Source organism: Onishia taeanensis, from assembly GCF_900100755.1.
Classification (GTDB): domain Bacteria; phylum Pseudomonadota; class Gammaproteobacteria; order Pseudomonadales; family Halomonadaceae; genus Onishia; species Onishia taeanensis.
This window is the reverse complement of sequence record NZ_FNCI01000008.1, coordinates 26861-51962: the sequence shown is the minus strand read 5'-3', so window position 1 is coordinate 51962 and position 25102 is coordinate 26861. Positions and strand designations below refer to the sequence as shown.

Here is a 25102-nt window from a genome sequence, read left to right as displayed (position 1 = left end):
CCGACCCTATCGCCCCCGGAGTGCCTGCTTCGGGGGCGATGTCGTTTTGGGCGGGCCTTTCTCGCTGACCCGCGCTGACTCAGCCCTGTTGCTGGTCGGCCTGTGCGTCGAGCTCGGCGCGCCAGTCGAGCATCTGCTTGAAGCGCTTCTCCTGGCCGTATTCGCTGGGATCGTAGAGGCGGGTGCGCGGCGCGCCCTCCGGCCAGCAGTCATGCGACGAACCGGCCGGATAGCCGTTGGCCTCGTTATGGGCATAGCGATAGCCCTGGCCGTGGCCGAGGGATTCCATCAGCTTGGTGGGGGCATTGCGCAGGTAGCTCGGCACCTCGAGCGTTGGGTGCTCGGCGGCAAAGGCCTTGGCCTTCTTCCAGGCCTGGTCGATGGCGTTGCTCTTGGGGGCGATGGCCAGATGAATGGCGGCTTGCGCAATGGCGCGCTGGCCTTCGTAATCGCCCAGGCGCAGGTAGGCATCCCAGGCCGCCATCACCAGCGGCAGCGCCCGCGGGTCGGCATTGCCGACGTCTTCTGAGGCGATGGCCGTCAGCCGCCGGATCACATCCAGCGGGTCGCCGCCGCCCTGGGTGAACTGGGCGATGTAGAGCAGCGCCGCATCGACGCGGGAAGAGCGGATCGACTTGTGGATGGCCGAGAGCAGGTCGTAGAAGTGATCACCCTGCTTGTCGAAGGCGCTGGCCTGATGGCCGAGGACCTCGGCCAGGCCGTCTTTTTCGAGCCGCTCGCCGTCGTCGCTGGGAAGGGTGAAATCGCAGGCGGTTTCCAGAAGCCCCAGCGCCCGGCGGGCATCGCCACCGGCCGCATGGGCCAGTAGCTTGAGCACTTCATCTTCGACATGGATGCGCCGCGCGCCAAGGCCGCGTTCGCGATCCGTAAGCGCCTGGCGCAGCACCCTCAGCAGTTCCTCTTCGTCCAGGGCCTTGAGTACATAGACGCGGGCTCGGGAGAGCAGTGCCGAGTTGACCTCGAAGGAGGGGTTCTCGGTGGTAGCGCCGATCAGCGTCAACAGGCCCGACTCCACATGCGGCAGCAGGGCATCCTGCTGGCTCTTGTTGAGGCGGTGGATCTCGTCGAGAAACAGCAGGGTGGGGCGGTTCTGGCCCTGGGCGACGCCCGCCCGCTCCACGGCGGCGCGGATATCCTTGACCCCCGCCATCACCGCGGACATATGCTCGAGTTCGGCGCCGGACTCATTGGCCAGTATCTCGGCGAGCGTCGTCTTGCCGACCCCTGGCGGTCCCCACAGGATCATCGAGCGCACGGTGGCGGTTTCGGCCATGCGGCGCAGCGGCTTGCCGGGGCCGACCAGCGCCTGCTGGCCGACATAGTCGCTCAACTGGCGAGGCCGCATCCGGTAGGCCAGAGGGGCATGCTCCTGAGCGTGCTGCTGGCTAAAAAGATCCATGATAGGCGGTGTCCTGTGACGAGTAGCGTTCAGCGTCGCTTTTAGTGCTAAGGTCTCTATGTATATAACTTCTAGCGCTAGGCGTGTCGGTGAAGGAGGCGCTAGGGTTAGATATTCTAGGCTGGCAGCATGTGGGTCACCATAGGCGCATCCTATTAGGCGCCTTCCGATGCAGGCCAGACTCAGGTCGCAGATGAGCAGTCCCCGTAACGAGGTTGGCGCTCGCTGCACCGTGCAAGCACTGCATCTGCTTTCATGCTGGTTGTCCAGATCGTTGAGTGCGATATTGGCGGTCAAAGAGACTTGCGCTGAAAGACCATCGAACTCGGAGTCGCTCGGAGAATCCAATGACCATACAGACGTTCGCCCCGGACAGCACAGGAGGTCCCGTCATGCCGATGCTGAATCAACTACGCCTTGACCACGCCAACATGGCGCGGCTACTGCACGTGTTGCAGCTCAAACACAAGACGCTGGCGGAGGGTGAGCGCCCAGATTTTCAACTGGTGCGCGAGGTCGTCGATTACATCCTCGACTACATGGACGGCTTTACCGTGCCGCTGGAGCGGGTCTTCGGTCAGGAGCTGATGGACAAAGCGCCTGAAGCCGAGGGGCTTAGCGAGCGTTTGGCCGCAAACTACCAAGCCCTGCGTGAACGCCTGATGCGCCTGTCTCAGGACCTGGACATGGTGCTGATGGACGTGGCGATTCCCATGGATCGTTTTGCCGATGACCTCAGTGCCTATCTCGAGGCACACCGGGCCTATCTGCGCGACGAACGCGAGGAACTCTTCCCGTTGGTGCGTGAACATTTCGATGATGAAGCCCTGCAAATGCTCGCCGAATCGCTGCCAGAAGGAGCAGCAGCCAAGCTTGAAAGCCTTCAGGAATCCTACCCTGAACTTTATTCCGAGCTTTGCGCAGCGCCGGACCCGATGGTTTGACCGGCCTCTTTCCTTACAGCCGTTGAACGAAGAACCTTCGAGGAAAGCTTGATATAGGCTTTGCTGACTAACCTGGTCGAAGGTTTCGGCTGTCTTGCCTAAGAACGCGTATCCTCGTCCGCCCGGCCACTTGGCCGGGCGGCGTCGTATCAGTGGTGCCTTGGTGTTAAGGGGCTCGGCCCCCGGCGGGCGACTGGGGTAGAATGCTTGATTTTGCGGCGCTCATGTTTCGCGCGCCTTTATTCAGCGGGCCTGACCCATTCCGCCTGACCTATGTTACGCAAGGTCTATCAAGCAAGATCCATCAAGCAAGGTTCATCAAGCACAAGCAAGGTTCATCAAGTAAGGGAGACCCAGTCCATGCAGTCGATTCAGGGCCGTCGCGGATGAGCGGTCCGATTCTGATCTTCGATTCGGGTGTCGGCGGTCTTTCGGTAGTCGCCGCCATCCGCCATCGCCTGCCGGACGTGGCGCTGTGCTATGCCTGCGACAACGCCATGCTGCCCTACGGTACCAAGCCCGATGACTGGCTGGTGGCGCGTATTTTATCGGTCTGCCAGGCGGCCGTGGACGCAAGCCAAGCCAGTGCCCTGGTGGTAGCCTGCAACACCGCCAGTACCCTGGCACTCGAGGCGCTGCGCGCCCATCTGGCGATTCCGGTGATCGGCACCGTACCGGCCATCAAGCCGGCAGCCGCGGCCAGTGTTAGCGGCCATCTGGCGCTGCTCGCGACCTCGGCGACGGTGCACCGGCCTTATACCCGTCGATTGATCGAGGATTTTGCGGGCCAATGCCAAGTGATGCGGCTGGCCGCCGACGCGCTGGTCGGCCAGGCCGAACGTCGGCTGAGCGGAGAGGCGCTGGATGACCGGGTGATCGCCGACTGCCTGGCGCCGCTATGGGAAGACCCGGCGCTGGATACCGTGGTGCTTGGCTGCACGCACTTTCCTCTGTTGACCCAGGCGCTGGATGCGGCCGCGCCGCGCCCGATCACCTGGGTCGATTCGGGGGATGCGATTGCTCGTCGCCTGGCGCAGGTGGTCGCGCCACTGCCGCGGGCAGAAGCCACCGGCGGCGAGGGCCCCGGCGCTGCCTGGGCCACCGCGCCGAGCGTTTCTCTTGCGGCGGTACTGGCGGGCTATGGCTTTGCCGCGCCGCGCACGCTCAGGGTGGATGTGGCAGCGACCTAGGTCTGCCCTTTTTGCTTTTGCGCACTTGATAGACCGACTGACCAATTCCCAAGGAGACTCTGTGGCCGTACCCGTTGTCGACCCCGCCCGCTATGGCGAGCAGCTCGAGGCCAAGCGCGAGCGCATCATCAACCAGTTCGCGCATCTGGAAGCGCCCGAACTCGAGGTCTTCGCCTCGCCGGCGAGCCATTACCGTATGCGCTGCGAGTTTCGTATCTGGCGTGAGGGTGACGAGCTCTTTTACGCCATGTTCGAGCCTGACCCGGAGCGGCCGGACAAGAAGCGTCCGGTTCGGGTCGATCAGTTCCCGGTCGCCAGCGAGCGGATCAATGAACTGATGCCGCTGCTGTTAGAGGCAGTGCGTGAGGATGCGGTGCTGGGCCGCAAGCTGTTTCAGGTCGATTTTCTCACCACCCTGTCTGGCGAGGCGCTGATCACCCTGATCTATCATCGCCCCCTGGGTGAGGACTGGGAGGCCGCGGCCCGGGCGCTGGAGCAGCGCCTGGGGGTGATGATCATCGGTCGCTCGCGCAAGCAGCGCCTGGTCTTGAGCCGAAACCATGTCTGGGAGCACCTCACCGTCGAGGGGCGCGAGCTTCACTATCAGCAGGTCGAGAACAGCTTCACCCAGCCCAATGCCGCGATCTGCGAATCGATGCTTGGCTGGGCGCTGGATGTGACGCGTAACAGCGAGGATCGTGATCTAGTCGAGCTTTACTGTGGCAATGGCAACTTCACCGTGGCGCTGGCCAAGAACTTTCGCCGCGTGCTGGCCACCGAGATATCGCGCACCTCGGTGGCCTCGGCCAAGGCCAACCTCGATGCCAACGACGTGGACAATGTGCATGTCTCGCGGATGTCCGCCGAGGAGTTCTCCCTGGCCCTGAAGGGCGAGAAGGGCGGCCGCCGGGTGGCCGAGATGGGCCTTGCCGACTACGATTTCTCTACCGTCTTGGTCGACCCGCCCCGCGCCGGGCTCGACGACGAGAGCTGCGATCAGCTCAGCGGTTATGAGCGCATCATCTATATTTCATGCAACCCTGATACTCTGGTGGACAACCTGGCGCGTCTGACGCGGACCCACAGCATCACGCGTTTCGCACTCTTCGATCAGTTCCCCTGGACGCATCACTGTGAGTGTGGGGTACTGCTCGAGCGCCGGGTATGAAGTCAAGGACCGATGCGTAACTGACATGCTCCATGACAAAGGGTTAATACAGTAGGGGCCTTCCCTGCACTAACGTATCCTTTAAGGTCTCCATGACCGTCATGGACGTGTCTACGAATTTCCCGCCGCCCCAGAAGGGTCGGTGTCAGCCGAGGTGATTGATGCAACACGTCGCGATCGATGACAAGCAGGAATTGCTGGCCCAGCTCAAGGAACAGCTGGCGCACCGCCTGGACGAGGACAAGGTGAAGGCGATTGCCTCCTTCGCCCAAGTATTCTTCGCCAATGCCCCCTTTGCCGATTTGGCCGAGCGCCGTCTTGAGGATCTGTACGGAGCCGTGCTGTCCGCCTGGCATCTCATGCAGCAACTGAATCCCGACGAGCCCATCGTGCGGGTCTTCAACCCAGACTTCGAGGGGCATGGCTGGCAGTCGACGCACACCCAGGTCGAGGTGGTGGGGCGCGACATGCCGTTCCTGGTCGACTCGGTGCGCATCGAGCTCAACCGTCGCGGCATTACCGTGCACTCCATCTACAATGCGGTACTGGCCACCAAGCGCGACGCCAAGCATCAGCTCGAGTACATGACGGCCGCCAATGCCAAGGATGCGCCAAAAGGGCGTGAGTCGCTGATCGTCATCGAGGTCGACCGTCATTCAGACCCCGACCTGTTGGCCGAGATTGAAGGCAGCCTCCATGAAGTGCTGTCAGACGTGCGCACCGCGGTCGCCGACTTCGAGCCGATGCGTGAGCAGGTCAAGGCCTCTCTCGCCGAGCTCAAGGCCGTCAAGCCGGAAGGGGTCGCTGCCGTTGACCACAAGGAAGCGATTGCCTTCCTGCAGTGGATGCTCGAGGACAACTTTACCTTCCTGGGTTATGACGATTACGACGTCGTTCAGGTCAAGGGCCAAGATCAACTCAAGAAGCGCAAGGGCAGCGAGCTTGGTGTGTTCAAGCTCGATGAGACACGCTATCAGGAGCGGATTCGAAACGATCAGGGCGTCGATGGCGACCACTACGTGCTGGTGCCGGAGCTTTTGTCGTTTGCCAAGAGTGCCTACCACGCCCGGGTGCACCGTCCGACCTACCCGGACTACATCTCCATCGATCGCTACGACGAGAAGGGCAATGTGATCGGTGAGCGCCGCTTCCTGGGGTTGTTCGCTGCCACGGTTTACAACGACTCGCCGCGCCACATCCCCGTTCTGCGCCGCAAGATCAATGCGGTGATGGAATCCGCCGCCGTCGATCCCGAAGGCCACGATGGCCATCAGCTGCGACAGATCCTCAACGTCTATCCGCGTGATGATCTTTTCCAGATCAGCAACGAGGAACTGACCCGGACCGCGGTGGGGATTCTCAATATCCGCGAGCGTCGCCGGGTGCGGCTGTTCGTGCGTGAAGATCGTTTCGGCAAGTTCTATTCCTGCCTGGTGTTCGTGCCGCGTGATGTCTTCTCCACCGACCTGCGCGTGCGCATTCAGAACCTGCTCTGCGAAGAGCTCGATGCCAGCTTCGGTGATTTCAATACCTATCTTTCCGAGTCGGTGCTGGCGCGCATTCAACTGATCCTGCGCTTCAACGGCGATGCTCCGGTGGACTACGACCTCGAGCGCCTGGAACACAAGGTCAGCGCCCTGGCCACCAGTTGGCGTGATGATTTGCAAAGCGCCATGGTGGAAGGCTTTGGTGAAGAGCAGGCCAATCGGCTGCTGGATATCTATCGCGATGCCTTCCCGGCCGGCTACCGTGAGGACTTCAGTGCCCGCTCCGCCGTCTACGACATTCATCACTGTGTCGAGGTCGAGCAGGGCGCACCGCTGTCGCTGTCGCTGTATCGCCTGGTCGAGGAAAACGTCGACGGCGTCAACCTGAAGCTCTTCCACAAGGACCGTCCGATCCCGCTGTCCGATGTGCTGCCGGTGATGGAGAACCTGGGCCTGCGCGTGATCGGTGAGCGCCCCTATGAGATCACGGGCCGGGATGGTAATTACTGGATTCACGACTTCCATCTGGAGCATCACGGCAGCGAAATCGTCAACCTGCAGGAGATGCGTGAGCCCTTCACCGATGCCTTCCAGCGCATCTGGCAGGGTCAGGCCGAGAATGACCCTTTCAACCGCCTGGTGATCGGTGCCAACCTGAGCTGGCGCGAAGTCGCCATGCTGCGGGCCTATGGCCGTTACCTGAAGCAGATCCGCTTTGGTCTCTCCCAGCTCTATATCGCCACCACCCTGGCGAGCCATCCGGACATCACCCGCGAGCTGGTGGCCCTGTTCGAGTTGCGCTTCGACCCCGAGCAGGAGGGCGACCGCGCCGCCGAGGCCGAGGCCTGTCAGGCGCGCCTGATGGCGTTGCTCGATGATGTCGCTAGTCTCAACGACGACCTGCTGGTGCGCCGCTACATCGAGCTGATCCAGTCGACCCTGCGCACCAACTACTATCAGCCGGACGACAACGGCGAGCTCAAGGACTACCTGTCCTTCAAGCTCGATCCGTCCCAGATCACCGGCATGCCCAAACCGCGGCCGATGTTCGAGATATTCGTCTATGCGCCGCGGGTCGAGGGCGTACACCTGCGTGGCGGCAAGGTGGCTCGCGGCGGCCTGCGCTGGTCGGATCGGCGCGAAGACTTCCGCACCGAAGTGCTGGGGCTGGTCAAGGCCCAGCAGGTCAAGAACGCGGTCATCGTGCCGGTCGGCGCCAAGGGCGGCTTCGTCTGCAAGCGCTTGCCGGAAGGCGGCGATCGCGATGCCATCCAGCAGGAAGGTATCGCCTGCTACAAGACCTTCATTCGCGCCCTGCTCGATGTCACCGACAATCTAGAAGCCGGTGAAATCGTGCCGCCCGTCAAGGTGGTGCGTCACGATGCCGACGACCCCTACCTGGTGGTCGCCGCCGACAAGGGCACCGCGACCTTCTCTGACATCGCCAACGAGATTTCGCTGGAATATGGCCATTGGCTGCGTGATGCCTTCGCATCTGGCGGCGCCAACGGCTATGACCACAAGAAGATGGGGATTACCGCCAAGGGCGCCTGGGAGTCGGTCAAGCGCCACTTCCGTGAGCTGGGCGTGAACACCCAGGCCGACGAGTTCAGCGTGGTCGGCATCGGCGATATGGCCGGCGACGTCTTCGGTAACGGCATGCTGCTGTCCGATAAGATTCGCCTGCTGGGTGCCTTCAACCACATGCACATCTTCGTCGATCCGATGCCGGATGTGGCGGCTTCCTTCGCCGAACGCCAGCGTCTCTTTGCGCTGCCGCGCTCTAGCTGGGAAGACTACGACGCCGCGTTGATTTCCGAGGGCGGCGGCATCTTCAAGCGCAGCGCCAAGTCGATTCCAATCTCGGCGGCGATGAAGAAGGCCTTTGGCATCAGCGAGGACAAGCTGCCACCCAACGACCTGATCCGCGCGATGCTCAAGTCGCAGGTCGACCTGATCTGGAACGGCGGTATCGGTACCTACGTCAAGGCCGAGACCGAGACCGATGCCGATGTGGGCGACAAGGCCAACGATGTGCTGCGGGTGAACGGCAACGAGCTCAACTGCCGCGTGGTCGGCGAAGGCGGCAACCTGGGCCTGACGCAGCGGGGCCGTATGGAAGCCGCGCACAAGGGCGTGCGGGTCAACACCGACTTCATCGATAACGCCGGCGGCGTCAACTGCTCGGATCACGAGGTCAACATCAAGATCCTGCTCGACGATATCGTCAAGCGTGGAGACATGACCGACAAGCAGCGCAACCAGCTGCTGGCAAGCATGACCGATGAGGTCTCCGAACTGGTGATTCGCGACAACTATCGCCAGACCCAGGCGCTGTCGCTGTCCGAGATCCTTTCCCAGGAGGGCCTGGGGCCCTATCGTCGCTTCATCAACGAGCTGGAAGCGGCCGGGCAGCTCGATCGTGAACTCGAGTTCCTGCCTAGCGACGAGGAGATGATCGAGCGTGCCAATGCCAACCAGGGCATGACGCTGCCGGAGCTCTCGGTACTGATCTCCTACGCCAAGAGCGTGGTCAAGGGGGACCTGATCGCCTCCGACGTACCGGATGACCCTTACATCCAGCAGCATCTGGAGCGGGTCTTCCCGAGCGTGCTGGTGGAGCGCTTCCACGACGAGATGTATGAGCACCGTCTGAAGCGCGAAATCGTCGCCACCCAGATCGCCAACGACCTGGTCGATCACATGGGCGTGGTCTTCGCGCGCCGCCTGATCGATACCACCGGTGCCAGCCGGGCCGAGATCGCGCGGGCCTATATCGTGGCCCGTGACAGCTTCAATCTGGATGCCCTCTGGCAGCAGGTCGAGGCGCTGGATAACCAGGTGTCCAGCAAGGTGCAGTACCGCATGATGCTGGACCTGATGCGCCTGATGCGCCGTGCCACCCGCTGGTTCCTGCGTCAGCGTACCGGCATGACCGCCAAGGACTGCATCGCCCACTTCGCGCCGCGGCTGACTCAGTTGCAGGAGAGCATCGGCAAGCGTCTGCGGGGTGACGAGCGTGAGGCATGGATCGCACGTCGTGACGAACTGACGGCGGCCGGCGTGCCGGAAAGCCTCGCCAACGTCGTGGCGGCCACTGGCAGCCTCTATGCCGGGCTTGGCATCATCGAGGCCGCCAAGCAGACCAACGAGAAGATCCAGCGCGTCGCCGAGGTCTTCTACGAGGTTGGCCATCGTCTGGAACTGCCGTGGATGACCGAGCAGATCAACGCGCTCGAGGTACGCGACAGCTGGCAGGCGCAGGCTCGCGAGACCTTCCGCGATGATCTGGATCGCCAGCAGCTGGCGCTGACCGTCGGCGTACTGCGCATGGAGAGTGGGCCGCGCGAGGTCGAGCAGCGCGTCGAGCAGTGGTTCGAGAACCACTCGGCCATGTACCAGCGCTGGTGCAAGCTGCTGGTCGAGGTGCACTCCGGCTCCCAGGGCGGCTTCCCGCTCTTCGCGGTGGCCATCCGCGAGCTGGTGGACCTGGCCGAAGGCAACGCCGAAGCCTGATCGCCAACGTAAGCGCACACGCAACGACCCCGCCAATGGCGGGGTCGTTGCGTTTTGGAGAACGCGTGCTGGGAAACGCGGATTGGGCCGCGATACAGGCGCGACACCAAGGCGCCATGGAGGCCTCCCGCTTTATAGGCGGAACGCCTGAACGACCTACAGCAGGAAGACCGTCGCCAGCCCCAGGAAGGCCATGAAGCCGATCACGTCGGTGACGGTGGTCAATACCACCGAACCCGATAGCGCCGGGTCGATGCCTAGTCGCTTGAGGCCCAGGGGAATGGCGATACCGGCGATGCCGGCTGCCAGCATGTTGATGATCAGGGCGACGGCGATGATGCCGCCAATGCGCACATCCTGAAACCACAGGGTAGCGATCACGGCGACCACCAGTGCCCACAGCACGCCATTGATCAACGAGATACCGATTTCCTTGCGCATCAGCCAGTTGCTGTTGGTGCGGCTGATCTGGCCCAGCGCCAGGCCGCGAATCGCCAGGGTCAGGGTCTGGCTGCCGGCGATGCCGCCCATGCTGGCGACGATGGGCATCAGTACCGCCAGGGCGACGACCTGTTCGAGCGCTGCCTCGAAGCGACCGATCACCCAGGCGGCCAGGAAGGCCGTCATCAGGTTGATGCCGAGCCACACCGCACGGCGCTTGGCACTGGGCACGATCGGAGCAAAGAGGTCCTCTTCCTCGTCCAGGCCGGCCATGTTCATCAGCGCCTGGTCCGAGCCCTCGCGGATGACGTCGACGATGTCCTCGATGACGATGCGCCCAAGCAACAGGCCGTTCTCGTCGACCACCGGCGCCGACACCAGGTCGTGGGTCTGGAATAGCGTCGCCACGTCCCAGGACTTCATGGCCACCGACACCGTGTCGATGTCGCTTTCCAGCACGTCGGCCACGGCCAGCTCCGATGACTGCGACACCAGTCGAGCCAGCGGCAGCACGCCGAGGAAGATGCCGTCGCGGTCGACCACCATCAGCGCATCGGTATTGTCGGGGATGGACTGATTCTTCCAGCGCAGGAAGCGCTGCACGGTTTCGAGCGTCACGTCGGCGCGCACGCTGACGGTGTCGGTGCGCATCAGGCGGCCGGCAGAATCTTCCTCGAAGGCCAGCGCCTCCTTGAGGCGCGTGCGCTGCAGCTCGTCCATCGAGCGCAGCATGTCTTCGGCGACCTGTTGGGGGAGGTCCTCGAACAGTTCGGCCAGGTCACTGGTGTCCATGTTCGAGGTGGCGGCAACGATCTCGTGATCGTCCATGTCCTCGATCAGGGTGCTGCGAACTTCATCATGGACGTGCAGCAGGACTTCGCCGTCGACGTCCTGAGAAACCCGCTCCCAGAGCCGAGTACGTGCTGCCAGAGGCAGGGATTCGAGCAGCAGGGCGATCTCGGCCGGTTCGAGATCGTCGAGCACCTCGTCGATAACGGCGAAGTCATCATCGACCAGGGCTTCATGAATGCGCGATAGCCGGCCTTCCAGGGTGTCGGTGGTGTCGGTCATAGGATCTCCCTGAGATGAAGCGGGACGTGGCCGCGTTGACGGTTAAAGCTGACAGCGGCGCCGCTTTGGCCTAACGTTGGATACGCACAGTAGACCACAAAAGGAGAGGCCCATGGCAGGCAGCAGTGACAGCTATCACGAGCCGGTGGAAGAACTTAGCGCCGCCACCCGCGATTATCACCGGGCCATCGTTTCACTGATGGAGGAACTGGAGGCGGTCGACTGGTACAACCAGCGTGTCGATGCCTGTCAGGATCCGGAGCTACGCAAGATACTGATTCATAATAGAGATGAGGAAAAGGAGCATGCGGTCATGACCCTGGAATGGCTGCGCCGCCAGGACAAGACGCTGGATGGGCATCTACGGGAATTCCTGTTTACCGAGGGCGAGATCGGCCACTGAGCCAAACAGAGGTGCGATTTCCCCGTGATTTCCTTTCTCAACGGCAACCCCGCCTCGCGTGGGGTTCGTCGTTGAAGGGCCCGATGCGCTATAATCCCCGCCGCTTTTTCCTCCGCCCGCGATATTGCTATCCGCTATGTCGCCACCAGCGATGTTACTCGAGGTTGTTCACGCCTTAGTGTTGCCTCGCCCGTGTCCACCAGTTTAGGGAGTGCCATGTACGCCGCCGCCCGCTCGATCCTCTTTCGACTTGATCCTGAGACTGCCCATGGCGTGACGCTGACGGCGCTTGATATGGCGCACCGCCTGGGCCTATCCGGCAAGCTGGGTGGCGGCGAGCGGGTCGACGATCCCGTCGAGCTGATGGGGCTGCGCTTTGCCAATCGAGTGGGGCTCGCCGCCGGGCTCGACAAGAATGCCGATCACCTGGATGCCCTCGGCGCCCTGGGCTTTGGCTTCGTAGAGGTCGGCACCGTCACCCCCAAGCCACAGCCGGGCAATCCCAAGCCACGCCTGTTTCGCCTGCCCGATAGCGGGGCGATCATCAACCGCATGGGCTTCAACAACTCGGGCGTCGACCACCTGATTGCGCGGGTCAAGGCGAGCCGTTACGACGGTGTGATCGGCATCAATATCGGCAAGAATCTGACCACACCGGTGGAGCAGGCCGTCGATGACTACATGTTCTGCCTCGAGCGGGTGCATGCCCATGCCGACTACATCACGGTGAATATTTCCTCGCCCAACACGCCAGGGCTTCGCAACCTTCAGTTCGGCGAGCATCTGGACGGGCTGCTTGGCGCACTGCGCGAGAAGAGCCTGCGGCTCGACCATGACAGCGGCCGGCGCGTGCCCCTGGCGGTGAAGATAGCCCCGGACATGAGTGACGAGGAGGTCGGCCTGGTGGCCGAGGCGCTGGTCGCCAACGGCATTGATGGAGTCATCGCCACCAATACCACGGTGGCGCGGGATGTCGTGGCCGGTCAAGCCCACGCCGATGAGGCGGGAGGGCTTTCCGGTCGCCCGGTCTTCGAATCGTCCAACCAGGTGATTCGTGAACTGCGACGCCGGCTGCCGGACATGCCGATCATTGGCGTCGGCGGTATCGACAGCGGCGAGGCGGCGATAGCCAAGCGCCGGGCCGGGGCGGACCTGGTGCAGCTTTATTCGGGCTTTATCTACCGTGGCCCGCCCCTGGTGGGCGAGTGCGCCCGGGCCTTGAAGCTTGCCGCCGACTGAGCGCGGCTGATAGCAGGCAGGTGCTGGCGTGCCAACGCTCGGTCAGGCTATCTCGCAGGTCAGGGGAGAAGAGGTGAGGGGTGAAGAGGTGAGCTGAGGTGGTGAGAGCTGAGGACTAACGATCTGGCGAGGGCAAAATAAAAAGGCCCGCGAACTCACGGGCCTTAGGCGTTGAAAATGGAGAATTACATGACCATGGGATTTTTGTGAATGCCGGACACGCCTGTCATGCCCGACCATTGATCCCCTCGACCTTCACGCCAACCGCTCATCCAGTATTCGCGAAGATTGACATCCTGACTGGGACATTCATCACGGGAACGGCCGCTGACTCCTGCCTTGTAACCGTGAACATAAGCGCGCTGGAAGCGATCACGTTTCTGTCGTTTCATCGGATGGCCTCTTGATAAACCAGTTTTAAAGCGAACCAGTGTTTATGGGGCATAGGCTGGGACGAGCACAGATTGCACAAGGCAAAACGCAATCCCGAGGCTCAGCGCCTGATGCCGATAGCGTCCTTGGACCAGATAATACGTACCGCGTAGCTACCCCTCTACAACTAGCGCACCCGCCTAGCCGATGTCGACAGGCGATTTGGAATAAGCGCATTACCAAAACAGCATTTCAGTAATATGACGGCGCGTCGCGCCAGGTGGCTCTTTCATGCAAGATCAACAAGCTATTGAAAATATGACGTTATTCGCCACCTGCCCCAAAGGCATGGAGCTTTTACTGGCCGACGAGCTTGGCAGCCTGGGAATGACAATCAGCAAGACGACAGTGGCCGGAGTGCACCTTTCGGGCTCACTCGAGGCGGCTTATCGTGCTTGTCTGTGGTCGCGCCTGGCCAATCGCATCGTGCTCTGCCTGTCACGAGAAGAGGGGATCGAGACCCCGGACCAGCTCAAGGCCTGTGCCGAGACCATCGATTGGCTTGAGCACCTGGCACCGGGCAAGACGCTAGCGGTGGACTTCCACGGTCAGTCCGAGGCGATTCGTCATACCCGCTTCGGTGCCCAGACGGTCAAGGATGGCGTCGTCGATTCACTGAGAAGTGCCGGTCGTGAACGGCCAAGCGTCGACCCGCGGGAACCGGACCTGCGAATTTATGCCCATCTGCACCGGGGGCGCCTGACACTTGGCATCGACCTGTCCGGCGATAGCCTGCACCGTCGCGGCTACCGGCGTGAGCTTGGCCATGCGCCGCTCAAGGAAAATCTCGCCGCGGCACTGCTGGTGCGAGCCGACTGGCCGGCCCGCGCCAAGGAAGGTCAGGCGCTGATCGACCCGCTGTGTGGCTCGGGCACCCTGGTCATCGAGGGCGCACTGATGGCGGCGGACGTGGCGCCGAACCTGCTGCGCGAGCGCTTCGGCTTCCACGGCTGGGCGGGGCATGACGCCGCCCTGTGGCAGGAACTCAAGCGCGAGGCCGAAGCTCGGGCGAGCCTTGGCCGCAAACGCTGCAAGGCCAAGCTCTATGGCCGCGACCAGAGCCCCCAGGCCATCTCGGCGGCCCGCGCCAACGCCATGCGGGCCGGCATACCGGCACTGATCGACTTCCAGGGCGCCTCGGTCAAGCAGTTGGTGCGCCCCGCCGACCTGCCCGCCGAGACGTCGGGCCTGCTGATTACCAACCCGCCCTATGGCGAGCGTATCGGGGAGCTGCCGGAACTGGTGCCGCTCTATGCCGCTCTCGGTGCCCGCGCCCAAGCGCATTTCCCCGGCTGGCGCCTGGCGATGCTGACCGGCAACCCGGAGCTGGGGCATCGCACCGGACTCCGGGCCGGCAAGCAGTATGCCTTCAAGAACGGCCCGCTGGATTGCAAGCTGCTGCTGATCGAGCTAGACCAAGGCCAGCCGTCGGTATCGTCTTCTGATCAGCCGGCGCCTGCCAAGCGCCGTGTCGTTGGCGGGCACTCAGCCGGTGATGAGCAGAGTGGCGATGCGTCCGGCAAGCCAGCCGCCAAGTCGTCCAAGCAGGCGGACACGCATTCCGACGAGCGTCCGGCGCGCTCGGAAGGGGCGCAGATGTTCGCCAACCGCCTGCTGAAGAATCGCAAGCGTCTCAAGTCGTGGCTCAAGCGCAGCGGTGAACCCTGCTATCGGCTCTATGACGCCGATATGCCTGAGTATGCGCTGGCGATCGATGTCTACGGCGACCGGGTGCACGTGCAGGAGTACGCGCCGCCCAAGTCGGTGAACGCCAACCAGGCGCAGCGCCGGCTGCTCGATGCCCTGGGCGTGATCCCCGAAGTGCTCGAGGTCTCGCCGGAGCACGTCTACATCAAGCAGCGGGAGCGCCAGTCCGGCAAGGCTCAGTACCAGAAGCACGCCGCTAGCGGCGAACGCTTCCAGGTCCGCGAGGGCCGCGCCCAGCTATGGGTCAACCTGCGCGACTATCTGGATACCGGGCTTTTCCTCGACCACCGGCCGGTGCGCCGGTTGTTGGCCGAAATGTCGCCGGGTAAGCGCTTCCTCAACCTGTTCTGCTATACCGCCACGGCCACCGTGCAGGCCGCGTTGGGCACCGAGGCCGAGGGTGGTGCTACCGACAGCGTTAGCGTCGACCTGTCGAATACCTACCTCGAGTGGGCGCGGGAGAACTTCGCCCTCAACCGGCTGGACCCCAGCCGCCACCGGGTGGTGCGCGACGACTGTCTGCGCTGGCTCGAGACCGCCGGCAGCGAATTCGACCTGATCTTCCTCGATCCGCCGACCTTCTCGAACTCGAAGAAGATGGACGCGACACTCGATATCCAGCGCGACCACGTCCGGCTCGTCGAGTTGGCCATGGCGCGACTGGCGCCGGGTGGCACCCTGGTGTTCTCCAACAACCAGCGCCGCTTCGTGCTCGAGGCGTCATTGGCCGAGCGCTTCGCGGTGGAAGATATCTCGGCGAAGACCTTCGACCCGGACTTTACTCGCCGCCCGGACCTTCACCACTGCTTCCTGATTCGCCATCGGCAGGAGAGGGCATAAGACCTTCGACCTACTCCTTAGTTGGCACTCGCCGCCCGGATTTGCACCACTGCTTACTGATTCGGCATCGGCAGGAGAGGGCATAAGACCTTCGACCCACTCCTTAGTTGGCACGCGCCGTCCGGATTTGCACCACTGCTTCCTGATTCGGCATCGGGAAGAGGCGGCATAAGGCGCATATCTGAGGCTCGAATCTGGCACCGTCGACAGCAATCGCTCTCGACGGTGCTATTGTGACGCCAATTGGCCATAATCGGGATTCATTCCGTTATCTGGAGTCCGGCGATGGAGCAAGCGTTCTGGCAAGAGCGTTGGCAAAACGACCAGCTCGGCTTTCACCTGCCCTTCGTTCACCCCATTCTCACGCGCTTTGTGGGCGGCTTCGATTTGCCTGCAGGCGCGCGAGTCTTCCTGCCCCTGTGCGGCAAGACGCTGGATATCGGCTGGTTGCTGGACCAGGGCTACCGAGTCGTCGGCGCGGAGCTCAGCGAGCGTGCCGTCAGCCAGCTGTTCGCCGAACTGGGCGTTGAGCCGCAGATCGAGGCCTGGAAGGGCGGTCGTCGCTATTGTCATGGTGCGCTGACGGTCTATCAGGGCGATATCTTCGCGCTTGAGCCGGCTGACCTGGACGCGGTGGCGCTGGTCTATGATCGGGCGGCGCTGGTGGCGTTGCCGGCGGCGATGCGCCAAGCCTATGTGGCACAGCTGCGGGCCCTGTCGGGCGATGCGCCGCAGCTACTGATCAGCTTCGAATACGATCCACAAGAGATGAATGGCCCACCGTTTCCGGTGCTGCCCGACGAGATCGAGCGCCTCTATCGCGCTTCTCACACGCTTACCGAGCTTTCCCGCAAGGACGTGATCGCCAATCAGCAGCGCTTCCGCGAGGCCGGCGTGACGCGTTTCGTGGAGGTCGCCTGGCGGCTGACGCCGACTGCATGACCTGGTGAATGACCGAATGCATGTAAGGGAACGTCTGATGGAGATTGTCTTATCAACAGCACCGCAGGCCTGACGCTTTTTACCACCCTCGGCTGCCACCTATGCGAAGCGCTGGAGGCCTGGCTTGCGCGGCTGGGGCCACAGGCGCCGGCGCTGCGCCGGGTCGAGATCGCAGACGACGCCGCGCTGCTGGCACGCTTTGGTGAGCGGATTCCGGTACTCGAGGATGCGGCAGGGAACGAGCTGGAGCGGGGCTTCGAGCCCGCGAGGCTCGCCGCCTGGCTAGAGGCGCGAGGGTGGCTCGATCATGCGGCTTGGCAGCAGGCGCAAGACACCGATGCTGCCGCCAAGCCTGAGCCTGAGGGGGCGGTGATGCAGAACGGCCGGCGCTATTTTGGAAGCTCGCTTGGCAGTTCGTTTGGCAGCTCGCTTGGCGGCTCGAAAGGCGAGGCCTAGAGGGCGTCGAGCAGCGAGAGCTGCTGCACGGCGTCGCGGCCTTCTGGGGTGTCGTCCTGCGCTTCCAGCACCTTGTGGAAGCCCCGGGACGTCTGAATGGTGGCGACGTCCTCGAGCCACAGCATGGCCTGGGCATGGTCGTCCGCCAGCCGGTGCTGCAGGCCGCCGAACTGGGTGCCGATTTGCCCCCAGGCGCGGCTGAAGATCCAATCGCCGAACATGTCCTGATGCACGTGCACCAGCACATAGTCGTGGTTACTTTCCCAGCGAACGATCACGGCGGCTCCTGGCGGCATTGCGCGTGCGCGCAATAAAAAAGCGGCACGGAAACGGGGATGAAAACGAGCGAAAAATGGGCGTTAAACGCTAAAGGCCGCGCCCTTGCGGGCTTGGCTTGCGTGCTATTGTAACGGCCTGGCCGGCATGAACAACCCATCACGCTGGCCACGGCCGTGCCCAGCACTGGCCCCAACCCGTTTCGCAAGCTGCAAGGAATCGCCATGCGTCTGCTCATCGACTCCCTGATACCCAAGGCCGAGGCCTGTTTTGCCGAGCTGGGCTCGATCACTAGGCGGCCCGGCCGCGAGATCGATGCCCAGGCGGTGCGCGACGCCGGCGCCGAGGTGCTGGTGGTGCGCTCGATTACCCGGGTCGACGAGGCGCTACTCGAGGATTCCCGGCTGCGTTTCGTCGGCACCTGCACCATCGGCACCGATCATATCGACCAGGCGGCCCTCGAGGCTCGAGGCATCGGCTTTGCCAACGCCCCGGGCTGCAATGCCGAGGCGGTGGTCGACTATGTGCTGTCGAGTTTGCTAACCCTGGCCGAGCGCGAGGGCACTGAGCTCGACCAGCGCCGAATCGGCATCGTCGGCGCCGGTAACGTCGGCGGGCGCCTCTATCGGCGCCTGACGGCCCTGGGCCTGGATTGCCGAGTCTGCGATCCGCCCAGAGCAGAACGAGAAGCCGATCTCGAAGCCGATGAACCGAGGCTCCCGTTCGATGATCTCGACACCCTGATCGAGACCTGTGACGTGCTTTGCCTGCACACCCCGCTGGTGCGCGAGGGCGAGCATCGCACTCACCACCTGCTCGATGAGGCGCGCATCGCCGCCCTCGAGCCGGGCACCTGGCTACTCAACGCCGGGCGCGGCGACTGTCTCGACGGCCAGGCACTGCTGGCGCGCCTGGCGGCCAGGAGCGACCTGCGCACCGTGCTGGACGTCTTCGAAGACGAGCCGGCCATCGACGAAGCCCTGTGGCGGCTGGCCGATATTGCCACCCCGCATATCGCCGGCCACAGCCTGGACGGCAAACTGCGCGGCACCCATCAGGTCTATCGAGCGGCGATGAAGCACTTCGGCCTGCCGGTGCGGGTGGCGTTTGAGGACCTGGCGCCGGCGCCTGCGCTGCCGAACCTGACCCTGGATGCCGGCCTTGCGCCCTGGGAGGCCCTGAGGCTCTGCGTGCGGGCCTGTTATGACGTGCGCCGGGATCATGATGGCTTGATTCGCTATCAGCGCGAGCAGGGCCTGACGGCCGGGTTCGACGCCTACCGCAGTGAGTACCCGCTACGCCGCGAGTTTTCTACCCTCGAGGTGCGCCTTCGTCCGGCGGCGGCGTCGCTCGAGCCCTTGCTTGCCGCGGCCGGCTTCACCGTCGAAGTCGAGGGCTGATCATCTAGCCGAGCAGGCTAATGAGTGCCCGCGCCGCCAGCGTGGCCTTATGCGACCTTAGTCTTATAAAAATGCGCGGTGTTTTTTCGATCCTGGGACATCGTCTCTAGGATCGGGACACCGGGGCTGCCCTCGAACCGCGCGGACAGGCAAGCTTGCCCGCTCATTGTTCGAGGGACGCAAGATCATGTCTGATACCCGGTCGCGCGAGGTGCGCGCTCCTTCCTTTCTCGATGCGCTGATGCCGGTGGCGGTAGTGGTGGCCATGCTGGTGTTGGCGGTGGTGTTGTTCGGTGCCGATGCCTCCTGGGGGCCCAATCAGGTCGTGTTGTTGCTCGGTGCGCTGCTGGCGGGCCTGGTGGGCATGAAGAACGGCTACGGCTGGCAGGACATCGAGGATGCCATCAACCACGGCATCCAGATCTCGCTGGGCGCCATTCTGATCCTGCTGGCCGTGGGGGCGATGATCGGTACCTGGATTCTCGGCGGCGTGGTGCCATCGATGATCTATTACGGGCTCGATGTGATCGCCCCGCAGTACTTCTATGCCAGTGCCTGCCTGCTGTGCGCCGTGGTGGCGCTGTCGGTGGGCAGTTCCTGGACGGTGGCCGGCACCCTGGGCATCGGCCTGATCGGTATTGCCGACGGCCTGGGCTTGTCGTCGGCGGTAAGCGCTGGCGCGGTGATCTCCGGTGCCTATTTCGGCGACAAGCTGTCGCCCCTGTCCGATACCACCAACCTGGCGCCGGCCGCGGCGGGTGTCGAGCTCTTCGAGCACATCCGCCATATGCTGTGGACCACGGTGCCTAGCCTTGTGATCGCGCTGGTGGCCTTCTGGGTGCTGGGGCTGCAGGCCGAGGCAGGCCAGGCAACGCCCGAGCAGGTGCTGGCGCTGCAGGGCAGGCTGAATGAAAGCTACGCCATCGGGCCGCATCTGCTGATTCCGCTGGCCGTGCTGCTGGTGATGGCGGTGCGCCGCTGGCCGGCCTTTCCGACTATCGTGATCGGCGCCCTGATGGGGGCGGTGTTCGCCGTGATCTTCCAGCCCGAGGCGGTCGTTTCATTGGCCGGCGGAGCGGACCTGGCCACGCCGATGGCGCTGCTCAAGGGCGTGTGGATGGCGCTGTTCGATGGCTATGTGGCCAATACGGGCAATGCCGTCTTCGACGATCTGTTGAGCAAGGGCGGCATGGCGAGCATGCTCAACACCGTCTGGCTGATTCTCTCGGCGATGGCCTTCGGCGGCGTGATCGAGCGGCTGGGGCTTCTCGAACGGCTGGTACGGGGCATGCTGGGCGTGACCAAGAGCGCGGGCGCCTTGATCATTACCACGCTGGGCACCGGGCTTTCGTCCAACATCATCACCGGCGATCAGTACATCTCGGTGATCCTGCCGGGTCGCATGTACCGGGCCGAATTCCGTCGCCGCGGGCTGGCGCCGGTCAATCTGTCGCGCTCGCTGGAGGACTCCGGCACCATCACCTCGCCGCTGATTCCCTGGAACAGCTGCGGTGCCTATATGGCGGCCACACTCGGCGTGGCGACCCTGTCCTATCTGCCGTTCGCCATCTTCAATCTGGTGAACTTCGGCCTGGCGATCGTCTATGCCATGGTCGGCTTCAAGGTCGTGCCGCTGTCCGCCGCCGAGGCCGAGGACAGCGAGCCGACGCCGATGGCCGAGTCGCTGGTCAGCGAGGCCCGCTAGGCGGCCAAAGCCGGTAAGGTGCGCCGTTAGTGGCTTCCCAAGTGCAAAAGGGCCCGCCCTCGTGAAGAGGGCGGGCCCTTGTCGTTTACCGCAGGACTGTCGTTAGCGCGGCGCTATCGTCGGCTGGCGTTAGCGATAGGCCGATTCCTTAAGCGCGCGAATGCGATCATCCAGCGGCGGGTGACTGGCGAACAGCTTCTCCATCAGCTTGCGGGTCTGGCCGGTGGTGATGGCGAAGGCGGTCAGGGTGTCGGGCATCTGGTCCGGCATCTCGTGCTCGGCCTTGAGACGCGCCAGGGCGTTGATCATCGCGCCGCTGCCGGCCAGCTTGGCGCCGGCGGAGTCGGCGCGGTACTCACGAAAGCGTGAGAACCAGGCGACGATGATCGAGGCGATCAGGCCGAAGACGATCTCGGCGACGATCACTACCGCGAAGTAGCCGAAGAACCCAAGGCCTCCGTTATCGTCCTTGCGCAGGAAGCTGTCGACCACTTGAGCGACGACCCGCGCGAAGAACATCACGAAGGTGTTCAGCACGCCCTGGATCAGCGCCAGGGTGACCATATCGCCGTTGGCGACGTGGCCGATTTCGTGAGCCAGCACCGCACGAATCTCTTCCGGGCGCATGCGATTGAGCAGGCCCGCAGAGACCGCCACCAGGGCGTCGTTCTTGTTCCAGCCAGTAGCGAAGGCGTTGGACTGCTGCGCCGGGAAGATGCCGACCTCTGGCGTCTTGATGCCGGCCTCACGGGCCAGCTCGGCAACGGTCTCGAGCAGCCACTTCTCGGTGGCGTTACTTGGCTGTTCGATGACCTGAGTACCGGTGCTGCGCTTGGCCATCCACTTGGAGATGAACAGCGAGACCAGCGAGCCCGCCATACCGAACACGAAACAGAAGATCAGCAGGCTGTTCATGTTCATGCCCTGGGCGTTCAGGTAGGGCTCAACCCCGAGCAGGCGGAGGGTGATGCTGGCGATCAGCACGACCGCCAGGTTAGTGGCGAGGAAGAGGATGATGCGCATCATGTCATGGACGCTCCCGTGCAGAGGGCTTGGCGCCGGCGGTTGCCGGCGCGTTCAAATACGCTAGCTTAGATACGTCTTATGCGCGTCGGTTTCAAGTCCTATCAGCGGCGATGCCTAAAACCTTTGCGTCGCACACTCACTGGTCTCTCATGGATCCCGCTATGCCCATCACTGACGGTAGCGGGACAGGAAGCGACCGAAGCGTTCCAGCGCGTCTCCCAACTGGTCGGCCCAGGGGAGGGTGACGATGCGCACATGGTCAGGCTCCGGCCAGTTGAAGGCCGTGCCTTGCACCAGCAGGATCTTTTCCTGCAGCAGCAGGTCGAGCACCATCTTCTGGTCATCGACGATCGGATGCACCTTGGGGTCGAGCTTGGGGAAGGCGTAGAGCGCGCCCTTGGGCGTCACGCAGGACACCCCAGGAATCTCGTTGAGCTTCTCGACGGTGATGTCGCGCTGTGCCTTGAGGCGCCCACCCGGCAGGATCAGGTCGTTGATCGACTGATAGCCGCCCAGGGCCGTCTGGATGGCGTGCTGTGCCGGCACGTTGGCGCATAGACGCATCGAGGCCAGCATGTTGAGGCCCTGGATGAAGTCAGCGCCGCGCTGCTTGGCGACGTTGCCGGAGAGAATCATCCACCCGGAGCGGAAGCCCGCGCAGCGATAGCTCTTGGACAGGCCGTTCATGGTCACCACCAGCTGGTCATCGCCGGCCAGGGATCCGGTGGAGACATGCTCTACTTCGTCATAGAGAATCTTGTCGTAGATCTCGTCGGAGAACACCACTAGGTTGTGCTGGCGGGCGATCTCCAGCAGCTCGCGGATCACCTCCGGCGGATAGACGGCGCCGGTGGGATTGTTGGGATTGATCAGCACGATGGCCTTGGTGTGGCTGGTCACCTTGGCACGAATGTCGTCCATGTCCGGCGCCCAGTCGGCCTGCTCGTCGCAGCGATAGTGCACCGCGCGGCCGCCTGAAAGGTTGGTGGCCGCCGTCCACAGCGGGTAGTCGGGGGCGGGGATCAGCACCTCATCGCCGTCATTGAGCAGGGCCTGCATGGCCATCACGATCAATTCTGAGACGCCGTTGCCGATGAAGATGTCCTCGATGCCGACGCCGGGAATCTGCTTGCGCTGGCATTCCTGCATGATCGCCTTGCGTGCCGAATAGAGGCCCTTGGAGTCGCAGTAGCCCTGAGCAGTGGGCAGATTGCGCATCACGTCCTGCAGGATCTCTTCCGGGGCCTCGAAGCCGAACGGCGCCGGATTGCCGATGTTCAGCTTGAGAATGCGCTGGCCTTCGTCTTCGAGACGCTTGGCGTGGTCGAGCACCGGCCCGCGAATGTCGTAGCAGACGTTGTGCAGCTTTTGGGACTTGTTGATGGGCGTCGGGGTATCCATGAGGTGTCCGGGTAGTGAGTCCAGGGGTGGCCCCGCTAAACGGGGCCCGGCACGCGTATCGTCGGCGCAAGACGGAAGCTGGCAACCCGCTTCAGGGGCGGTGCTCTAAAGGCTTCGCAGCTCAAGAGTCGGCGTTGGTTGCGGCGTCTTCGCTGTCGGCCTCATCGGCCTCAGGGGCCGGGGGTGGCGGGATGTCCGCCGGGGTCTCAAGCGTCAGCCGCCCGAGCTTGCCATCGCGCAGTTCGTGCAGCAGCACCTCGGCGCCACGGTGCAGGTCGACCTCGCCGCCCGGGCGCAGGCCGCCGCGTTTGGCGGCGATGTCACGCACGATGGCGTTGCCGTCGAAGCCGGCGAGGGCCAGCAGGTCAACGCGCACCGGGCCGTCGGCCTCGACGGAATCGGCGGCAGGGTTGCCCTGATAAGGCGGTAGCGCTTTCAGCTTATAGCGCTGGCTAAGCGACTCGGGGTAGCGCTTGGCCAGTTCGGCGGCGGTGACTACGGCGACGTCCAGGTAGTCGATGGCGGTATCGCGGATGGCGCCGCTGGCCGCCAGGCGGTGAGCACTGGCCTGGTCCTCGATCTTCGGCCACAGCACGCCGGGGGTATCGGTCAGCGCCACCCGGCCGTCGATGCGCACCTTCTGCTGGCGCTTGGTGACCGCCGGCTCGTTGCCGGTCTTGGCGATCTTGCGCTTGGCAAGGCCATTGATCAGGGTCGACTTACCGACGTTGGGAATGCCCATCACCATCACCCGCACGTCGCGGTCGGCTCGCACGTCACCGGCAAGCTCATGGCACAGCTTGGGAATGCGCTTGAGCTCGCGGGCCTGGGTGGTGGTCACCGCCAGGGCACGAGTGTTGGGCTGGGCATCGAAATAGGCGACCCACTCTTTGGTGCGCTCCGGGTCGGCAAGGTCGGCGCGCGAGAGGATCTTCAGTACCGGCTTGTGCTCGGTGAGTTCGGCCAGCATAGGGTTGGCGCTGGAATAGGGCAGACGGGCGTCGAGCACCTCCAGCACCACGTCGATTTCCGGCAGCGCCTCGGTGATCTGGCGGCGTGCCTTGTGCATGTGTCCCGGGTACCAGCCCAGCATGGCCTCTTCTCCTGCGCGTTTCTAACGGCCGTCCATCTTAGCAGATGGACGGCGGGCTAGGGCTAGCGAGGCAGGCACTAGCGAAGAGGGCTAACAAGACAAGCGCAAGGTCTAGGGGTTACTCGTCGCGGTTGAAGTCGATGGCCACCGAGTTGATGCAGTAACGCAGGCCGGTGGACTCCGGCGGGCCGTCCGGGAAGACGTGGCCCAGGTGGGCGTCACAGTGCGAGCAGACCACTTCGGTACGCTGCATGCCGTGGCTGGTGTCTTCATGTTCCTCGACCGAGCCCTTGCCTAGCGGGCGGTCGAAGCTCGGCCAGCCGCAGCCGGCGTCGAATTTGTGCTCGTTCTCGAATAGCGGGGCATGGCAACAGACGCAGTGATAGATGCCCTGGGCGTCTTTAACCTGGTAGTCACCGCTAAAGGGCCGTTCGGTGCCTTTCTCACGGGTGACCCGATACTGCTCTGGGCTGAGCTGGCTGCGCCACTCGGCCTCGCTCTTTTCTATCTTCTTGCGCATGGCGTACCTTCCGATTTCAAAAATGATCGATGTCGGGCGAAGACGGTCGGTTAACTGCATCGGTCGACGCGCGCCCCTTCACGCCGATAGTTCACTTTGCCACCGCTGGCCGTTGCCCCACAATGCAGGGCACCTTGCTGGGCCTTTAGACGCTGGACCTTTATAAGCTTGAATGGCTACCTTATAAGCAAGCCAAGGCCAGTGCCTACTACCTACTAAGTCGTCTGGTGGCCTGTCTTACGATTTATAGGATAGCCTGTGTAGGCGAGGAAACGCGCGGCACAACAGGCGCTTGACAGTGCCAAGTGTGCTCAGTAACATACGCGCCATCTTAAAGAGGTTCGGCCACGTCCCATTCGTCTAGTGGTCCAGGACACTGCCCTTTCACGGCAGTGACAGGGGTTCGAACCCCCTATGGGACGCCA

Annotated in this window: 19 protein-coding genes and 1 tRNA gene; 12 read left to right on the top strand and 8 right to left on the bottom strand. The window is 63.3% G+C overall.

Annotated features, from left to right (window positions below; all coding sequences use genetic code 11):
- Positions 1–79: 79 nt before the first annotated feature.
- A complete protein-coding gene (locus BLR71_RS11160) occupies positions 80–1420 on the bottom strand; it encodes a replication-associated recombination protein A (RefSeq protein ID WP_092526117.1) in 1341 nt (446 codons plus the stop codon).
- A 398-nt stretch (positions 1421–1818) separates the two neighbouring features.
- Here BLR71_RS11160 and BLR71_RS11155 point away from each other — a divergent pair, with 398 nt between their 5' ends.
- The 4 genes from BLR71_RS11155 to BLR71_RS11140 all read left to right on the top strand — a co-directional run bounded on the left by BLR71_RS11155 (position 1819) and on the right by BLR71_RS11140 (position 9725).
- On the top strand, positions 1819–2364 hold the full coding sequence (locus BLR71_RS11155; RefSeq protein WP_092526303.1) for a hemerythrin domain-containing protein: 546 nt from the start codon (positions 1819–1821) through the stop codon (positions 2362–2364).
- A 386-nt stretch (positions 2365–2750) separates the two neighbouring features.
- The gene (murI, locus tag BLR71_RS11150; protein ID WP_092526114.1) at positions 2751–3554 is read left to right on the top strand and encodes a glutamate racemase; all 804 of its coding nucleotides are present in this window, start codon (positions 2751–2753) and stop codon (positions 3552–3554) included.
- A gap of 61 nt (positions 3555–3615) precedes the next feature.
- Entirely contained in the window at positions 3616–4722 is a 1107-nt protein-coding gene (gene trmA / locus BLR71_RS11145) for a tRNA (uridine(54)-C5)-methyltransferase TrmA (protein WP_092526111.1), read from the top strand.
- A 161-nt stretch (positions 4723–4883) separates the two neighbouring features.
- Positions 4884–9725 carry an NAD-glutamate dehydrogenase gene (locus tag BLR71_RS11140; protein WP_092526108.1) on the top strand — a complete coding sequence of 1614 codons (4842 nt, stop codon included), beginning with the start codon at positions 4884–4886 and terminating at the stop codon, positions 9723–9725.
- A gap of 156 nt (positions 9726–9881) precedes the next feature.
- Here BLR71_RS11140 and mgtE read toward each other — a convergent pair whose 3' ends face one another.
- A complete protein-coding gene (gene mgtE / locus BLR71_RS11135) occupies positions 9882–11237 on the bottom strand; it encodes a magnesium transporter (RefSeq protein WP_092526105.1) in 1356 nt (451 codons plus the stop codon).
- A gap of 112 nt (positions 11238–11349) precedes the next feature.
- Here mgtE and BLR71_RS11130 point away from each other — a divergent pair, with 112 nt between their 5' ends.
- Together BLR71_RS11130 and BLR71_RS11125 are read left to right on the top strand one after the other, a co-directional pair.
- Positions 11350–11640: an encapsulin-associated ferritin-like protein gene (locus tag BLR71_RS11130; RefSeq protein WP_092526102.1), complete on the top strand. Its 291-nt coding sequence runs from the start codon at positions 11350–11352 to the stop codon at positions 11638–11640.
- Positions 11641–11856: 216 nt separating this feature from the next.
- Entirely contained in the window at positions 11857–12879 is a 1023-nt protein-coding gene (locus tag BLR71_RS11125; RefSeq protein WP_092526099.1) for a quinone-dependent dihydroorotate dehydrogenase, read from the top strand.
- Between the two features lie 185 nt (positions 12880–13064).
- On the opposite strand, the gene rmf is transcribed toward BLR71_RS11125, so the two are convergent.
- Positions 13065–13271, bottom strand: coding sequence for a ribosome modulation factor (rmf, locus tag BLR71_RS11120; RefSeq protein WP_092526096.1), 207 nt, complete (start codon positions 13269–13271; stop codon positions 13065–13067).
- Between the two features lie 271 nt (positions 13272–13542).
- On the opposite strand from rmf, the gene rlmKL reads away from it, so the two are divergent.
- From rlmKL to BLR71_RS11105, 3 genes are all read left to right on the top strand, one after another.
- Positions 13543–15858: a bifunctional 23S rRNA (guanine(2069)-N(7))-methyltransferase RlmK/23S rRNA (guanine(2445)-N(2))-methyltransferase RlmL gene (rlmKL, locus tag BLR71_RS11115; RefSeq protein ID WP_092526093.1), complete on the top strand. Its 2316-nt coding sequence runs from the start codon at positions 13543–13545 to the stop codon at positions 15856–15858.
- 285 nt (positions 15859–16143) lie between these two features.
- Positions 16144–16800, top strand: coding sequence for a thiopurine S-methyltransferase (gene tmpT, locus BLR71_RS11110; protein WP_092526090.1), 657 nt, complete (start codon positions 16144–16146; stop codon positions 16798–16800).
- A 51-nt stretch (positions 16801–16851) separates the two neighbouring features.
- On the top strand, positions 16852–17256 hold the full coding sequence (locus BLR71_RS11105) for a glutaredoxin family protein (protein ID WP_340147971.1): 405 nt from the start codon (positions 16852–16854) through the stop codon (positions 17254–17256).
- Here BLR71_RS11105 and BLR71_RS11100 read toward each other — a convergent pair.
- Complete coding sequence (locus BLR71_RS11100; RefSeq protein WP_092526084.1) at positions 17253–17534, bottom strand: WGR domain-containing protein; 282 nt, start codon at positions 17532–17534, stop codon at positions 17253–17255. The two genes, BLR71_RS11105 and BLR71_RS11100, sit on opposite strands and share 4 nt — an antisense overlap.
- A 222-nt stretch (positions 17535–17756) precedes the next feature.
- Between BLR71_RS11100 and pdxB the strand changes: the two genes are divergently transcribed.
- Together pdxB and nhaC are read left to right on the top strand one after the other, a co-directional pair.
- A complete protein-coding gene (pdxB, locus tag BLR71_RS11095) occupies positions 17757–18932 on the top strand; it encodes a 4-phosphoerythronate dehydrogenase PdxB (RefSeq protein ID WP_092526081.1) in 1176 nt (391 codons plus the stop codon).
- A gap of 187 nt (positions 18933–19119) precedes the next feature.
- Complete coding sequence (gene nhaC / locus BLR71_RS11090; protein WP_092526078.1) at positions 19120–20637, top strand: Na+/H+ antiporter NhaC; 1518 nt, start codon at positions 19120–19122, stop codon at positions 20635–20637.
- Between the two features lie 129 nt (positions 20638–20766).
- Here the strand turns inward: nhaC and htpX are convergent, their stop codons facing one another.
- The 4 genes from htpX to msrB all read right to left on the bottom strand — a co-directional run bounded on the left by htpX (position 20767) and on the right by msrB (position 24677).
- Positions 20767–21663 carry a protease HtpX gene (gene htpX, locus BLR71_RS11085; protein WP_092526075.1) on the bottom strand — a complete coding sequence of 299 codons (897 nt, stop codon included), beginning with the start codon at positions 21661–21663 and terminating at the stop codon, positions 20767–20769.
- 168 nt (positions 21664–21831) lie between these two features.
- Entirely contained in the window at positions 21832–23064 is a 1233-nt protein-coding gene (locus tag BLR71_RS11080) for a pyridoxal phosphate-dependent aminotransferase (protein ID WP_092526072.1), read from the bottom strand.
- Between the two features lie 121 nt (positions 23065–23185).
- Positions 23186–24157 (bottom strand): ribosome biogenesis GTPase YlqF, encoded by a 972-nt coding sequence (ylqF, locus tag BLR71_RS11075; protein ID WP_092526070.1) that lies wholly within the window; start codon positions 24155–24157, stop codon positions 23186–23188.
- Positions 24158–24275: 118 nt separating this feature from the next.
- Positions 24276–24677, bottom strand: a complete 402-nt coding sequence (gene msrB, locus BLR71_RS11070; RefSeq protein WP_092526067.1) for a peptide-methionine (R)-S-oxide reductase MsrB — start codon at positions 24675–24677, stop codon at positions 24276–24278.
- A 349-nt stretch (positions 24678–25026) separates the two neighbouring features.
- On the opposite strand from msrB, the gene BLR71_RS11065 reads away from it, so the two are divergent.
- Positions 25027–25102: transfer RNA gene (locus BLR71_RS11065), tRNA-Glu, on the top strand.